The 14,768-nt window shown below is 59.9% G+C and carries 13 protein-coding genes, 1 tRNA gene and 1 CRISPR repeat array; of the genes, 3 read left to right on the top strand and 11 right to left on the bottom strand.

Features of this window, described 5'->3' with window-relative positions:
* Positions 1-6: 6 nt before the first annotated feature.
* From HMPREF2698_RS04865 to HMPREF2698_RS04840, 6 genes are all read right to left on the bottom strand, one after another.
* A tRNA-Leu gene (locus tag HMPREF2698_RS04865) sits at positions 7-83 on the bottom strand.
* An 87-nt stretch (positions 84-170) separates the two neighbouring features.
* A complete protein-coding gene (locus tag HMPREF2698_RS04860) occupies positions 171-1,124 on the bottom strand; it encodes a Ppx/GppA phosphatase family protein (protein WP_070562543.1) in 954 nt (317 codons plus the stop codon).
* 16 nt (positions 1,125-1,140) lie between these two features.
* Positions 1,141-1,689: a DUF501 domain-containing protein gene (locus HMPREF2698_RS04855; protein WP_070520905.1), complete on the bottom strand. Its 549-nt coding sequence runs from the start codon at positions 1,687-1,689 to the stop codon at positions 1,141-1,143.
* A 34-nt stretch (positions 1,690-1,723) separates the two neighbouring features.
* A complete protein-coding gene (locus HMPREF2698_RS04850) occupies positions 1,724-2,227 on the bottom strand; it encodes a septum formation initiator family protein (RefSeq protein ID WP_070530555.1) in 504 nt (167 codons plus the stop codon).
* A 231-nt stretch (positions 2,228-2,458) separates the two neighbouring features.
* Positions 2,459-3,736, bottom strand: coding sequence for a phosphopyruvate hydratase (eno, locus tag HMPREF2698_RS04845; RefSeq protein ID WP_070520900.1), 1,278 nt, complete (start codon positions 3,734-3,736; stop codon positions 2,459-2,461).
* Between the two features lie 143 nt (positions 3,737-3,879).
* Positions 3,880-4,671: a lysozyme family protein gene (locus tag HMPREF2698_RS04840; RefSeq protein WP_070562540.1), complete on the bottom strand. Its 792-nt coding sequence runs from the start codon at positions 4,669-4,671 to the stop codon at positions 3,880-3,882.
* 239 nt (positions 4,672-4,910) lie between these two features.
* On the opposite strand from HMPREF2698_RS04840, the gene HMPREF2698_RS04835 reads away from it, so the two are divergent.
* Positions 4,911-5,333 (top strand): hypothetical protein, encoded by a 423-nt coding sequence (locus HMPREF2698_RS04835; RefSeq protein ID WP_070520896.1) that lies wholly within the window; start codon positions 4,911-4,913, stop codon positions 5,331-5,333.
* Here HMPREF2698_RS04835 and HMPREF2698_RS04830 read toward each other — a convergent pair.
* Complete coding sequence (locus HMPREF2698_RS04830; protein ID WP_070530561.1) at positions 5,330-5,944, bottom strand: MazG nucleotide pyrophosphohydrolase domain-containing protein; 615 nt, start codon at positions 5,942-5,944, stop codon at positions 5,330-5,332. The two genes, HMPREF2698_RS04835 and HMPREF2698_RS04830, sit on opposite strands and share 4 nt — an antisense overlap.
* 81 nt (positions 5,945-6,025) lie before the next feature.
* Here HMPREF2698_RS04830 and HMPREF2698_RS04825 point away from each other — a divergent pair, with 81 nt between their 5' ends.
* Positions 6,026-7,513, top strand: coding sequence for an amino acid permease (locus HMPREF2698_RS04825; protein ID WP_070562537.1), 1,488 nt, complete (start codon positions 6,026-6,028; stop codon positions 7,511-7,513).
* Here the strand turns inward: HMPREF2698_RS04825 and HMPREF2698_RS04820 are convergent.
* From HMPREF2698_RS04820 to HMPREF2698_RS04810, 3 genes are read right to left on the bottom strand one after another with little or no spacing between them, the layout of a single operon-like run.
* A complete protein-coding gene (locus tag HMPREF2698_RS04820; protein WP_070530565.1) occupies positions 7,510-7,989 on the bottom strand; it encodes a hypothetical protein in 480 nt (159 codons plus the stop codon). The genes HMPREF2698_RS04825 and HMPREF2698_RS04820 overlap by 4 nt on opposite strands.
* Positions 7,989-11,627, bottom strand: coding sequence for a transcription-repair coupling factor (gene mfd / locus HMPREF2698_RS04815; protein ID WP_070562600.1), 3,639 nt, complete (start codon positions 11,625-11,627; stop codon positions 7,989-7,991). The genes HMPREF2698_RS04820 and mfd overlap by 1 nt, the downstream gene beginning before the upstream one ends.
* Before the next feature lie 12 nt (positions 11,628-11,639).
* Positions 11,640-12,248: a TetR/AcrR family transcriptional regulator gene (locus tag HMPREF2698_RS04810; RefSeq protein ID WP_070520882.1), complete on the bottom strand. Its 609-nt coding sequence runs from the start codon at positions 12,246-12,248 to the stop codon at positions 11,640-11,642.
* Positions 12,249-12,727: 479 nt separating this feature from the next.
* Here HMPREF2698_RS04810 and HMPREF2698_RS04800 point away from each other — a divergent pair, with 479 nt between their 5' ends.
* A complete protein-coding gene (locus tag HMPREF2698_RS04800; protein ID WP_070562534.1) occupies positions 12,728-12,916 on the top strand; it encodes a hypothetical protein in 189 nt (62 codons plus the stop codon).
* Between the two features lie 462 nt (positions 12,917-13,378).
* Here the strand turns inward: HMPREF2698_RS04800 and HMPREF2698_RS04795 are convergent, their stop codons facing one another.
* Positions 13,379-14,098, bottom strand: a complete 720-nt coding sequence (locus HMPREF2698_RS04795) for a trimeric intracellular cation channel family protein (RefSeq protein ID WP_180952106.1) — start codon at positions 14,096-14,098, stop codon at positions 13,379-13,381.
* A 392-nt stretch (positions 14,099-14,490) separates the two neighbouring features.
* Positions 14,491-14,763: a CRISPR direct-repeat array (repeat unit 28 nt; unit sequence GGCTCATCCCCGCTCACGCGGGGAGCAC).
* Between the last annotated feature and the right edge of the window lie 5 nt (positions 14,764-14,768).

The following is a 14,768-nucleotide window of genomic DNA, read 5'->3' as shown; positions in this document are numbered from 1 at the left end:
TTCACATGGTGCCCCCAGTGGGACTCGAACCCACACTGAATCGATTTTAAGTCGACTGCCTCTGCCGATTGGGCTATGGGGGCCAAACCGTGCCCACTCATCTTAGGGCACGGGTAGGCATGGACTGAAAATAGGGTCGGCTTCTGCGCAACTCTTTTGGTTTGAGCTCGCTAGCTGGCGGCGAGGCCGCTAATGATGCCGTCGAGGATGTCCTTCTCGCTGATGAAGAAGGAACGGGCTTCACTGTTGCGCTCAATCATAGTCATGATGCCCTCGATGGCCACGCATCCGCCACCGATGACATCTGCGCGCCCAGGGTGGATGACGGGGTTGAGAGCGCGCACATCCGAAGGCAAACCAATCATCTGTCGGGTGAGCACCCGCAGCGCATCGAAGCGAAGCTCGGAACCGTGGATGGAGTCGGCATCGTAGCGCTCCATCCCCTGGGCAAGCGCCGAAAGAGTCGTAAACGTACCGGCACAGCCAACGAAGGTTAGGGCTTTGTCGATAGGAACGATCTTCTCCACTTCGGCCATGCGCTCAGCAACATAGTCGCTAGCAATCTCAATCTCGGCCTCCGTGGGAGGATCGGTGCGCATGATGCGCTCGGTAAGCCGCACGCACCCCATCTGAGCAGAGTGCGAGCCGAGGATCTCGCCGTCGATTGTCCCCACGACGAACTCTGTCGAACCACCGCCCAAATCGATGACGCAATACGGGCCCTCCTCAGAGTGCAGGTCCCCCACCGCACCGGTAAAGGACAGCAGTGCCTCTTCCTCACCGGAAATTACCTCCGCGCGAGCCCCCGGCTGGATTTCACCGAGAAGCTCTTCGGTCATGTTGAAAAACTCGCGGTGGTTCTTTGCATCACGAGTGGCCGAGGTGGCGACCATGCGCACGCGCTCGACCTTTTCAAACTTCATTTGTTTGACGTAGCCTTCGAGCGCTACGCGAGTCCGCGCAAGAGCTTCAGGATCAAACTCACCGGTAGCATCGACGCCCTGGCCAAGGCGAACGATCTCCATCGTGCGGGTGATATCCCGGATCTTGCCATCCTCCTGAACCTCGCTGATAAGCAGGCGAATGGAGTTGGTTCCGCAGTCGACAGCAGCGACGCGAGTCATAGGGTTAGCCTTTCTTTTAACCGGCGTTAGAAAAATCGAACTGGGTCATGTCGATGCCCAGGTCCCCCACGGTGGGCCAATCCTCAGGGATGGCGCTTCCCCGGAGTTTACCGTGCTCCGCAGCCATCGCGACGGCCTCGGTACCAAAGCGCACGCGGCCCGGCCCCTCAGCTAAGGCATAAGCGATGAGAACGTGGAGGCACTTCACGCGCTCTGGCATGCCGCCACCTGAAAACTCAGTGCCCAGGTCTTCCATGGCGTTACGGGTTTCCAGGTAGTGTTCGTGCGCTGCCTGGTAATCCTGCTGCAGGTCCTCTTCTTGGGCGAGGCGCTGCTCCATCCACTTCATGACATGGGCGACCTCAAGGCGCGATGCTTCGGCAGTCAGGCGCGGGTCGGTGAGGTAGTAAAGGGTGGGAAACGGGGTGCCGTCGGGAAGCTTGGGTGCGGTTTTAATCACCGCTGGGGCTCCGTCCGGGGTGCGGTAAGCAATGTCCACGACGCCGCGCGGGGCGCGACCCAACTGTTCGCGGACGACTTCAAGGTCAGCATCGGTCACGGTCATAGGAACCATTGTGACATGGAGATATGGATGAGTCCTATTCAGCAGGTGTTTCCGGTAGGTTTTCCGCATCTTCCGATACTGAATCCCACAGCACCGTGTACCACTCGCGGTCGTCGGCATCCTCACGACGCTCTGAGGTCACCGTGTCACCAGAGTCCATGCGCGGATCCATGATGCGAAAGGCCATCTCACCTTCATCCATGACACCGAAGCGGCGGCGCGCCTCCTCCTTGACGTATTCCTCGGATCGGTACTTGTCAATCTCCGTGAGGAGGTCATCCTTCTGTGCCTGCTTGGCGACGATTGAGCTTTCCAGCCGCGCAATCTCCGATTGGCCGTGGTAGTAATTTCGCAGCGGAACGGCAATGGATAGCAGTACTACGAGAACAACAGCGATGATCACGCCGATCCCGAGGATGTCTAGCCCCTTGGCCTGCACCGGTGCTTTCTTCCGTTTAGCTCGCTGCTCATCGCGGGCACGCGTGCGAACCGGAACGGTGTTCCGGCGTTTCGTGCGGGGAGAAGTAGTGCGTGCCATCGGAAAGCCATTGTATCCCGGACCGGCCCAGGTGCTGTGCGGCGCGCGACGTGTCCCAGAAATAACATGCGCCTCAGAAGTTTTGGGCTGGGCCTGTTCGGGGCCGGACAACAGGAAAGGTGCCACGATCAAAACGACTAAAAGGTGCCACAGTTTCTGTGGCACCTTTTGTTTCACCAGTAGTTCAGCGAGTGGTCTGTGCAGACCACTGCTAGAAACCGGAGTTGAGTCCTAGCCCTGGAAGCGCGGGAATGCGGAGCGGCCGGCGTAAACTGCGGCGTCACCCAGTTCCTGCTCAATGCGCAGCAGCTGGTTGTACTTGGCAACGCGCTCAGAACGGGCCGGAGCACCGGTCTTGATCTGGCCGCAGTTCAGAGCAACGGCGAGATCAGCAATGGTGGTGTCCTCGGTCTCACCGGAGCGGTGGGACATCATGGTGCGGTAGCCATTGCGGTGTGCCAGCTCAACGGCGTCGAAGGTCTCAGTCAGGGTACCGATCTGGTTAACCTTCACCAGCAGAGCGTTGGCGGCCTTCTTCTCAATGCCTTCCTTCAGGCGAGCCGGGTTGGTGACGAAGAAGTCATCGCCGACAATCTGCACCTTGTCACCGATAGCTGCGGTGAGCTTGGTGTAGCCCTCCCAGTCATCTTCCTGCAGCGGGTCCTCGATGGACACGATCGGGTAGTTGGCGATGAGGTCCTCGTAGACCTTGGCCATCTCCTCAGCGGTGTGCTCGCCGCCCTCGAAGTGATACTTGCCGTCCTTGTAGAACTCGGAGGATGCAACGTCGAGAGCCAGGGCGACATCCTTGCCCGGCTTAAAGCCGGCCTTCTCGATGGCCTCAACGATGAGGTCCAGAGCTGCCTTCGTGGACTCAGCCTCCGGAGCGAATCCGCCCTCGTCACCCAGACCGGTGGACAGGCCCTTGGACTTAATAACGGCCTTCAGTGCGTGGTAGACCTGTGCGCCCATGCGCAGGGCCTCGCTGAAGGACTCGGCACCGATCGGGGCGATCATGAACTCCTGAACGTCAACGCCGGAGTCAGCGTGGGCACCACCGTTGACGATGTTCATCATCGGAACGGGCAGGACATGAGCGTTCGGGCCGCCAATGTAGCGGTAGAGCGGAAGGCCAGCAGACTCGGCAGCGGCCTTGGCGGCTGCGATGGACACGCCCAGGATGGCGTTGGCGCCGAGGCGGGACTTGTTATCCGTGCCGTCCAGCTTGATCAGGGCCTGGTCGATGAGACGCTGGTCATCGGCCTCGAAGCCGGCAAGTTCATCAGCAATCTCTTCGTTGACGTTCTCAACAGCCTTCAGAACGCCCTTGCCCAAGTAGCGGTCACCACCGTCACGCAACTCGTGAGCCTCGTGAACACCGGTGGAAGCGCCAGACGGAACGCCGGCGACACCGCGTGCACCATCGTCGAGGAATACTTCAGCCTCAACGGTGGGGTTGCCGCGGGAATCAAGAATTTCGCGTGCCATTACGTGGATGATGTCAGCCATGCTGCTTTCACTCCTATAGAGCCAAATTGATCTTGGGTTCGTGTTCTGGGAGGGGATCCCAAACCACCTGGGGACAATTGTTCCAGAAAACTTCGGAACATGTCGGGCGGAAACGGACAACGTGACATAGATCTAGAAAGAGGCTAGGACACGGCAGGCTGTTCAATGGCGTAGGAATTTGCGGCTGCTGCGACTTTGCGCAGGTAATCCTCGGATTGGTTGTAATTGAGGACCGCCGAGCGCCATCCCTCTGGCGTGGAAAGATCCCTATCTCCGTGACACAGCAGTGCGGCAGCACCCAACGCGGCATCGTCGATTTGATTGGGATCAGCAACGCCATCGCCGTTGGCATCTCGGCCTAGATGCTCCCACGAAGAAGCGATGAATTGCATGGGGCCAACCGCCCGATCAAACTCGACATCGCCGTCAATGGCGCCGCCATCGCTATCAGGAACCAAAGTGGTGTTGTTAGTTCCGTCGAGAGGAATGCCCACAATGGGCGGGTCGGGATAACCATTCTCATCAAGGGAGGAACGGTCGAAGAGGCTTCCATTATAGGTCCCGTGACGAGTTTCTACCCAGCCGATACCGGCGAGGGTATTCCAGCGCAGATTACAGTTCGGCCAGGATTGCCGCGCGATCAGCTCGGCGTTGCCGTAGGCCCGCAATGCCTGGGCGGGGATACTGGTGGCGTCGGCAAGCTGGTCGGACCACCACGTCAGCTTGTCCGCCGTGCGCCCCGGCCCGTCGACATCAATAGCGGGCACCTCTGCCCCGCCCACGGGTGGAAGTTCCTCTGGGACGGGGGAAAGCTGCCGGAACGGGGATGGTTTATCCAGGAAGGAAAGACTCCAGGCCACCAAGGAAATGATCAGAATGATGGCCAAGACAATGCCGAGGCCACAGCCCCCGATCCTCCTAAGCCCCTGCGTCATAAAGGTGAATACTACAGCCCGTTGCAGGAAGGGGGTCGAGCGACACAGAGGGCGCCACGAGGCGACCGTATAGGCAAGACCTACGACAATCGCGGAACAAAAGTTATGTCCAAATGTTCCCATGCGTAACATTCTGCGCTACACTGCAGCGTTGAACAGAGAGCCGAGGCCCTGCTGGTGCTCCACGTTCTATCACTGTCCGTTCTAGAAACGTGCCTTTCTCTTAGCCAAGGAGTTCCATGTCCATCCGTCGTATCCTCGCTACTGCTTCCGCCGTTGTCGCCCTCGGCGCAATCACCCCCGCCACCGCTTCTGCCGCTTCCCTGACTGAGCTGGGCGGCTTCCTCTCCCAGGGCATCCAGTCCGCTGATTGCAACACCCTGCGTAGCACCCTGACGCTGATTGATCAGAGCACCGAGGGTGAGTTGCTTACTCCGAACACCACCCGCAACCAGCTGTCCAAGAACCTCACCGCACTGGGCAACTCTGAGGAACTCGGCCCGCTGGCCTTGGCCGCCGTGAAGTACTCCGGCCAGACCGCCGACCGCGCCCTCGAGTGCAAGATCGTCAAGGAAGACACTCTCGCAACCGGCGGTACCGGCCTATCCTCCACGATCGCTGACTACGCTCCCCTGCTGTCCTCGATGATTCAGAAGGGCTAGTTCTTTTCTCGGGCCTTACCCTCGGCCCACAGGCGCTCCTGCTCCTCTACCCCCACGACGTCCTCCGTGCCGTCGAAAAGGTAGGGCGCGCGGGAGCGCATTTTGTTGACGAAGGACATCGCAACATCGTCGAGAGTAAAAGCCCCACGGCGTGCCGCGATCTCGGCGTGAAAGAGGACCTGTAAGAAGACATCGCCCAATTCCTTAAGCAACTCGGAATCAGTGGCACGCTCCCGCACCGCCTGGGCGAATTCCGCCGACTCTTCTTCTAGATACGGCAGCAAAGTTTCGTGGGTTTGATCGCGCTCCCACTCCCCGATGCGCCGCGCACGCGACATCACCTCACGTGCCTTCCACATCGGTTCCTCAAGGGAGGGGGCGAGGATGAGGTCCGCATCAGCGTCGATAAGCGCGCGCACCTGCGGGTGTGATGGATCTGTGCTCACCACAACACCATGGCCTTCCGGATCCTCACCGCACAACAGTGAATCAAAGTCCCAGCGCACCTTCACCGGAACTTCATCAGTGAAAACAACAGGGCCCTGCAGTTTCCCAACGGCCTCCATAGGGATTAACGTGGGCCAGCGCGGATCTAACAACAGGACAGTCATAAGCAACGAGTATAGGTCCCCAGTTCTTTGAACTTTCGCTGCAGTTGCACAAACGCCCGCCTGAAGGGGTATTTTTAACCAATGACCACTTCCAATCTCACCGAATCGCCGCGCACGCACTCTGTGACGTTGTGGACGCTCATCGCGCTCATCATCGGTTCCACGGTGGGCGCCGGAATCTTCTCTCTTCCGCAGAACATCGCCTCCGTGGCCGGCCCTGGCGCCATGCTCATCGGCTGGCTCATCGCAGGCATCGGCATGCTCTCTGTAGCTTTCGTTTTCCAGATTCTTGCCCACCGCAAGCCGCACCTCGACTCCGGTGTGTACTCCTACGTCCGCGCCGGCTTAGGTGACTTTATTGGCTTTACGTCCGGCTGGGGCTACTGGCTAGGATCTGTGATGGCGCAGGTAGGCTACGCCACCCTGTTCTTCAACACCATTGGCCACTACGTGCCTTTCTTTGACGCCGACCACCGCTGGGTCTCCGCCATCGCCGTATCGGTGTTGTCCTGGGGAATCTTTGCTGTGCTGGCGCGCGGAATTAAGCAGGCGGCGATCATGAACATGGTGACGTCCATCGCCAAGATCGTCCCCATCCTCGCCTTCATCGTCATCCTCGCTTTCGTAGGCTTTAGCTGGGACAAATTCACTCTTGACTTCTGGGGCGAGGCCTCCGATAAGTCCCTCTTCGAGCAGATTCAGGGCATCATGCTCTTTACCGTGTGGGTCTTCATCGGCGTGGAGGGCGCATCCGTGTACTCCAAGCAGGCGCGCACGCGTGCCGACGTCGGCCGCGCTACCGTCATCGGCTTCATCAGCGTTCTGGCGTTGCTGGTATCCGTGTCCACGCTGAGCTTCGGCGTGCTTACCCAGGAAGAGCTCGCAGCGCTGCCGGATAACTCGATGGCGTCCGTGCTCACCGCGGCCGTAGGCGAATGGGGCGGCGCTCTCATTTCCCTCGGCCTGTGCCTCTCCGTGCTCGGCGCCTACGTGTCCTGGCAGATGCTGTGCGCGGAACCGATTGTCATGATGGCTGTCGATGGTCTTCTCCCCCGCAAGATCGGCACCGTGAACATCGCCGGTGCGCCGTGGGTAGCGCAGCTGATTTCTACGCTGACGATTCAGCTCTTCGTTATCGTCTTCTTCCTCAACGAAACTTCTTATAACGCCATGGTGCAGCTGGCCACCATCATGTACCTGCTGCCCTACATCTTCTCTTCCCTTTACCTGGTCCTCTTGGCCGTGCGCGGCAAGGGGCTGACTCACCCACATGCAGGGGTGCGCTTCGATATTTCAGGTCCGGAGGTGAGCCGCCGAGAGAATCGCCGCCACCTCTGCATCGGCCTCGTCGCCTTCATCTATTCCCTGTGGCTCATCTATGCCGCCGACCCGGTTTATGTTCTTCTCGGCGCGCTAGCCGTGGTCCCCAGCATGATTCCTTATGTGGCCACCCGCCTGTACAAGAAAGAGCGCGTGTTCAACACCTTCGAATGGTTCGTGGTAGCGCTGGTAGTTATCGGCGCGGTTGCCGCGGTGTGGGGCTTGAGCACGGGCCGCTTGGCGCTCTAGAAAACCTCGGGCGCCGTGCGGCGCGATAGCACCGCATAGGCGATGCAGCTTGCTATCCACAACACGTGGCCGATAGCGCTGATGACGAGGAAGATGCCTCCAGTAATCGAGGCCGCTTCCTCGTTGCCAAACCACCACGTCGGAACGGTGGCCGGACCGACGTCCCCAAAATCCGGCACGTTGGCATTGCCCACGATAAAGCCGATGAACACCAAGGCCATCGACACCCACGCCCACCCCAGCTTGCTTGTGTAATCACCGCGGATAAACAGCGGGAGCAAACCAAGCAGCACCCAAATGCCAACCAGGATTACTCCGAACATCATCAACATGAAGGTGAGCCAGCCACCGTTCTCACCGCTGAACTTAATCACCAGTGAGACGGGGATGCTGAGCAGCGAGGCAGCCATCCACACCGCCACTAAAACGATTCTGGGATTGGCCCGAGAAATCCCGGCGGCGGTGCTGGCGTCCATTATTTTTCTCCTACGCTAATGACATTCTTCTTAGTCTTAGCACCGCTGACGTCGACGCGCTCGAGTTCGAACATCGAAGCCAAGAAGTCCGCCACCCACTGCAGGAGTTCGATGTCACGCAACTTGGGGTCCGTGACGTTGCGTCCGGCCTTGGGGAAATTGAGCTGGATGGCCTTGGCCGCTGCACGGTAGTTGGAGCCCGGGAAGAGGCGCTTGAGGCGTACCTGCTTGGAATCCGCCAGCTCCACCGGATGGACCTTGATGCGCGTGCCCTGCACCGTGATATCGCTGACCCCGGCCCGGCGGGCCTGGTGGCGCAGGCGAGCCACGGCGAGCAGGCGCTCGACCGGCTCCGGAATGGGCCCGTAGCGGTCCTGCATTTCCTCCACCACATGAGCCAGGTCCGCGTTGTCTTTGGAGGCCGCCAGCTTGCGGTAGACCTCCAAACGCAAGCGCTCGGAGTTGATATAGGACTCCGGAATATGGGCATCCACCGGAAGATCGATGCGGATTTCCTTCGGGCCTTCGTCCGTGACCACGGGGGTCTCACCACGCGCGAGCGCCTTGAAGGTCTCCACTGCCTCACCGACAAGGCGCACGTAGAGGTCAAAGCCCACACCGGCGATGTGGCCCGATTGCTCAGCACCCAGCACGTTGCCAGCACCGCGCATCTCAAGGTCCTTCATGGCCACGGCCATACCGGCGCCCAGATCGTTGTTTTGGGCGATAGTGGCCAGGCGGTCATAGGAAGTTTCCGTCAGCGTGGCGCCCTTCGGGTACAGGAAGTAGGCATAGCCGCGCTCGCGGGAGCGGCCCACGCGCCCGCGCAGCTGGTGCAGCTGGGACAGGCCCATGTGGTGGGCGTTTTCCACGATGAGGGTATTCGCGTTCGCAATATCCAGGCCGGTTTCCACGATGGTGGTACACACCAGGACGTCGAATTCGCGGTCCCAGAATCCTTGGACGGTGCGCTCAAGGACGTCCTCGTTCATCTGGCCGTGTGCCACGACGATTCGCGCTTCTGGGACTAGGTCCCGCAGCTCGCGGGCCTTCTTTTCGATATCCGCAACCTTGTTGTGGATGAAGAAGACTTGGCCGTCGCGCAGCAGCTCGCGGCGGATGGCCGCGGCCACCTGCTTATCCTCATACGCGCCAACATAGGTCAGGACCGGGTGGCGGTCCTCCGGCGGGGTCAGGATGGTGGACATCTCGCGGATGCCCGCCATGGACATCTCCAAGGTGCGCGGAATCGGCGTCGCGGACATGGTGAGCACGTCCACGCTGGCCTTGAGCGCCTTGATGTGCTCCTTGTGCTCCACACCGAAACGCTGCTCCTCATCCACCACGATGAGGCCCAAGTTCTTCCACTGAACGCCAGTCTGCAACAAACGGTGGGTACCGATGACGATGTCTACGGAACCATCCGCCAAACCGGCGAGAATCTCCTTGGATTCCTTGGTCGAGGTAAAGCGCGAAAGCACCTCGATATCCACCGGGAAGCCCTGCATGCGCTCGCGGAAAGTATCGGTGTGCTGCTGGGCCAGCAAAGTGGTGGGCACGAGGACCGCGACTTGCTTGCCGTCCTGTACGGCCTTGAAGGCTGCGCGCACGGCCACCTCGGTTTTGCCATAACCCACATCGCCGACGACCACGCGGTCCATCGGCACCGTGGATTCCATATCCTGTTTGACGGCGTCGATGGCCAGCATTTGGTCCTCGGTCTCGACGAAGGGGAAATTATCCTCCATCTCGGCCTGCCACGGGGTATCGGGGCCAAACTGGTGACCGGGTGCGGCCTGGCGCTTGGCATAGAGTTCCACCAGCTCACCGGCGATCTCGCGCACCGCGGCGCGCGCCTTCTTCTTGGTGTTCTTCCAGTCCGAGCCGCCCATCTTGGACAACGTCGGCGTCTCGCCGCCGGTGTATTTGCTCAGCAGATCCAGCGAATCCATGGGGACCCACAGCTGATCAGCCGGCTGGCCGCGCTTGGAGGCGGCATACTCCAACACGATGTATTCGCGGCGGGAGGTCTCATCACCGGATTGGACGGTGCGCTCGGCCATCTTGAGGAACTTGCCGATGCCATGGGTCTCATGCACCACGTAGTCGCCCTGCTTCAGGGCGAGGGGATCCACGCGGTTGCGGCGCTTTGCTGGGCGACGCTTCGCCCCCGCAATATCGCCTACACGGTTACCCGTGAGATCCGTTTCCGTAATGACGACCAGCGGCAACGCCTCAGCGTCCTTGAGCTTGCGCACCTTCGGGAACACCAGACCAGCATGGGACAAGGCCTGGTAGAGGGTGACCTCACCGGGGCTCGGCTCCCACCCTGGCGTGGCGACCTTGGTGGGGATGCCCTTTTCCGCAAAGCGCTCCACCATGCGCTTGATAGCACCCTGCGCAGGCGCGATGAAGGCGGCACGCCCGCCGGCCGTGGTGTGCGCCAGAAGCTGTGCCATCATGGCATCGATCTCTGAGATATCACCGCGCGGAGTAGGTCCGGGCTCAAAGTCCAGCGGCAGAGTCTCCGATTCAGCCGCCGCAAACATCCCCGGCGGGGCAAAAGTCCACAACGGGGCCTCGATATTCCGGCACGTCGCTTCCAACGACTCATAGGAGCGATAACTCGACGCCGAAGTGTCCAAGCCCTCGGCCGCCAGCGGACCATCCGCGCCCATCGCGGCGGCCTCCCAGCCAGCAGCCAAGAACTCGGCATCGGTGGATTCCAAGTCTGCAATACGGGTGCGGATTTTCTCCGGCGCCACAAGCAGCACGTGCGTGCCTTCCGCAAGCAGTTCGGGGAGGGTGACGAAGGGGGCGTCGGCAAGCACGGCCAGCACAGCCTCCATACCTTCGGCCGGGATGTGCTCCCCTACCTTGGTCAACAGCTCCGCCAGTGCTGCGTTGCCCCCAAACTTCTGCGCCAGCTCGCGGGCGCGCGCGGCTACCTCATTGGTGATCGGCAGCTCGCGGGCGGGATAGATAGCGACCTCTCCCACCTCGATCTCGGGGATGGCACGCTGGTCAGCCACGGAGAACTGACGGATATCCGTAATCTCATCACCCCAGAACTCCACGCGCACCGGGTAATCCGACGTGGTGGGGAAAACATCAAGGATGCCGCCGCGCGTGGCGTACTCACCGCGCTTGGCCACCATGTCCACGTGCTTGTAAGCACGAAACTCTAGCTCCGACAGGATATGCGCGAGCTCGTGCTCGTCCTCTTCCTTCAGGAAAATGGGCGCGCGGCCCTCCACCTTGCTCAGGATGGGCTGGCAGTACCCGCGGGCGGAGGTCACCACGACCTGGGCTTTGCCCGCTCCCACGAGGTCGAGCACACGCGCGCGCTTGCCGACGATATCCGCGGCCGGCGACAACCGCTCATGCGGAAGCGTCTCCCATGCCGGGAAGTAAGCGACCTTATCCCCCAGCATGGCTGTCAGCTCCGCGGTAAGGTCCTCCGCCTCGCGCCCGGAGGCGGTCACCACCAGCACCGGTGCGTGGTGCGCCAAGGTACCGATGGCCCAGGGGCGGGCCTGGTCGATGCCAGTAATGTGCAATGAGGCTTCCCCCGCTTGGGAGGCGAGGCCTTTAAGTTTCGGATCTGAGGCGGCTACTTTTAAAAGCCCGCCCAGCATCGGCGTTGCCACCTACTTGGCTCCCTTCAACTTCGGTGCTGCTTCCATGCCGGAAAGACCATTCCAGCACAGATTAACGATGTGCGCGGCAACTGTCTCACGCGAAGGCTCACGCTCATCCAGCCACCACTGGGCTGTGGTGGCCACCATGCCGACGAGCGCCTGGCCGTAAAGCACCGCCAGCTCTGGGTCGAGCCCGCGGTGTTCAAAGGCCTCACCGAGGATGTGCGCGATCTGATTAACTGCTGCATTCAACAACGTGGAGAAACTACGCTCATCCCCTGGCTTGGAATCGCGCACGAGGATCAAGAAACCATCGGTTTCCTCTTCCACATAAGTCAGCAGCGCGACGACCCCCTGCTCGATGCGCTCGCGCCAAGAACCCGTCTGTAGCGATTCCGTCACGACCTTCTCCAAGGCGACAAGCTCGCGATCAATGACGACGGCGTAGAGGCCTTCCTTGCCGCCGAAATGCTCGTAGACCACTGGCTTAGACACACCGGCGCGTGCCGCAATGTCCTCCACGCTGGCGCCATCGAAACCGCGCTCTGCGAAGGCCGCACGGCCAATGGAGATCAACTGCTCACGGCGCTCACGCCCGGTCATCCTTTGTCGAACCATGTCTTCTACTGTATCTCCCTCACCGGACATGGCCCGCACCAGCTAAAAGTAAGCCGCAAGCAACGGGAACGCGAGTCTTGGCCACCGGTTTAGGTCTGATACGCACCCGTCGGGTAACATGTCCCCCAGCGCTCATAATGTGGGCGCGTTTCCCCATGGTGTAATCGGCAACACTACGGTTTTTGGTACCGTCATTCTAGGTTCGAGTCCTGGTGGGGAAGCAAAATAATGCACCGTTCTACCTGTATTGACACAGGAGAGCGGTGTTTCGTTTTGACTTTGACGGCAGTAAGAAGACTCGCTAGCGAGGCCCTAGCGAGACTCTTTCCGCGGGCATCATCACACAGGGGTATACGGATGTGACAGCAGAGAAAACGGCAGTTGCGTCCGGCTGCTCACTACAGCTCCAATCCCGCCTATTCCTCTCATTTATTGTGTAACTCAGGCAGACGAACCATAGAAAAGGTACGGTCTGAGTCATGACGATGTTCCACTCCACGGTGCGCGGGATGGACAAGATCACCTTCAGCCACTCGGGTCAGGTAGACAAGGCCCTGTCGGTCGCCCGTCGCAGCACTCAGACCCGACAGACCCGCGTATTCAACCAAATTGGGGGCAGGATCAGCCGCCAAATCAACCGGCAATCCCAGGGATCGACGGGCAATTAATTGAATATGGCCCCATTATCGGCCATACGTACGCCGGCCCCATTCCTCCACCCCACATCATCAATGGTTGCGAGAAAATTCAGCCAGGGCTTGGCGAGCGAATTCTGGACGACGCCCACGAAGACACAATTGCGGATCGGCTGAACACTCAGAAGGCGTTCGATCACGCCCTTTGGGAGGCCAAGGCTGGCTTTCGCGTCGCCGCGTTCATTACATTCGCTTCCATTGCCGGCATTTTCTGCTGTTTGCTCTTTCTGGAGCCACCGGAGTCTTTCGTCGGCGCTACGATCCTTGGCTTAGCATCCCTTACTCCTCTCGTGAGGACTTTCCTCAACCGAAACCAACAAAAGCCTGCGGCTAACGAACTTGCTGTAAATCCCGAGGAAAATAAACAGGTCTAATCAAAACCAAGAAATCAGCAACCAATAGGAGCTGTAGATAGGCCGAGGTCCGGCCGAGAACCTATTTACGTTTTCTACGGCCTCGCCGAAAGCCCCTAATTTCAGCTTTCCGTGCAATCGATGCCACCTGCGCCGCGGTGTAGTTCAAGGGAGCAATGCCAGCGCGCGGAAGCACCCATCCGCGCCAATACGCCATAACTGCTAGGCCAAAGCCCACGAAGGGCGAGATGACCATGCCGAGGGCAAACTTGTCAAAGTGCGCGAAGGATGCCATCACGATTCCTGTAAGCACCGCCGGCACGGCATAGAGTGGGCTGCCGCCAAAGACCGAGGGAATCTGGCCGGAAGCAACATCGCGTACCATTCCGCCACCCACTGCGGTCAAAACGCCCAAGAATACGCAGGCGATGAACGGCATTCCATGGGTCAGCGCCTTCACGCATCCAGTCGTGCACCATACGCCCAAGATGACAGCATCCGCGTGCTCGAGGAAGATTTCCCAGGCCTTGCCCTTCAGGTCCGTCAAGAAAGCAATGAGCGCGCCCACACACGCCAGCGTGAGATACAGCGGATCAGAGATAGCCGCAGCCGGACCGCTGGCGATCAGCATGTCACGGATCATGCCGCCAGCCAGCGCCGAAAAGAGCGCCAGAAAGACGAAGCCAATAATGTCGAATTCCCTACGGCGTGCAATCGTGCCACCGATAATGCCGTTGAGTACCACACCGATGAGATCAAAGACCTGGTACAGGGAATGGATGAGCGGGTCGACGTCCTGAATCACAGATACTGACCCTAGCGTACTGCGAAAGGAGAAGACCTAGTTTTCTCATGAAAAGAAAAACTACGAAATTAGGACAGTGTTGAAACTCCAGCGAAGAAAAGCGCGAAATTCTGCAACGGAGTGCACGCCATATCGAAAACAACAACGACTGGGAAACTCGCTCGACTCCACGTTGGACACAACGCTTCCAACGGTCTATACAAACTCATACCTGTTTACGTGGTGAGCGCTACCTAGGTTATCCCCACATGCGTGGGGCATACATGTTGCTTGACCCGAAGTCAGTGACCCGAGACGAGCTATCCCCACGTGCGTGGGGCGTACTCTCCGACAACTGCACGGACGCCGTCCCGACAGTAGATCCGACTATAGCAGACTGTAGTCGTCCTAGCGCTTCCGCGGTCAGGTGGGGAGCACTTAGCGAGTGGTGTGAGGGCGCGGGCCTAGTTGGGCTCATCCCCGCACACGCGGGGAGCACCGCAAATGTAGTAACCCCTACGTGCTGCGCAGCGGCTCATCCCCGCTCACGCGGGGAGCACGTTACCCGTGTACCTCGCAGACGCCCCCGAGTGGGGCTCATCCCCGCTCACGCGGGGAGCACCTGCTACATCAACGCCGCCGTGCAGTTCTTCGCGGCTCATCCCCGCTCACGCGGGGAGCACAAGGT

The organism is Corynebacterium sp. HMSC072A02 (assembly GCF_001810085.1).
GTDB lineage: Bacteria > Actinomycetota > Actinomycetes > Mycobacteriales > Mycobacteriaceae > Corynebacterium > Corynebacterium hesseae.
This window is presented reverse-complemented; position numbering and strand designations above follow the sequence as displayed.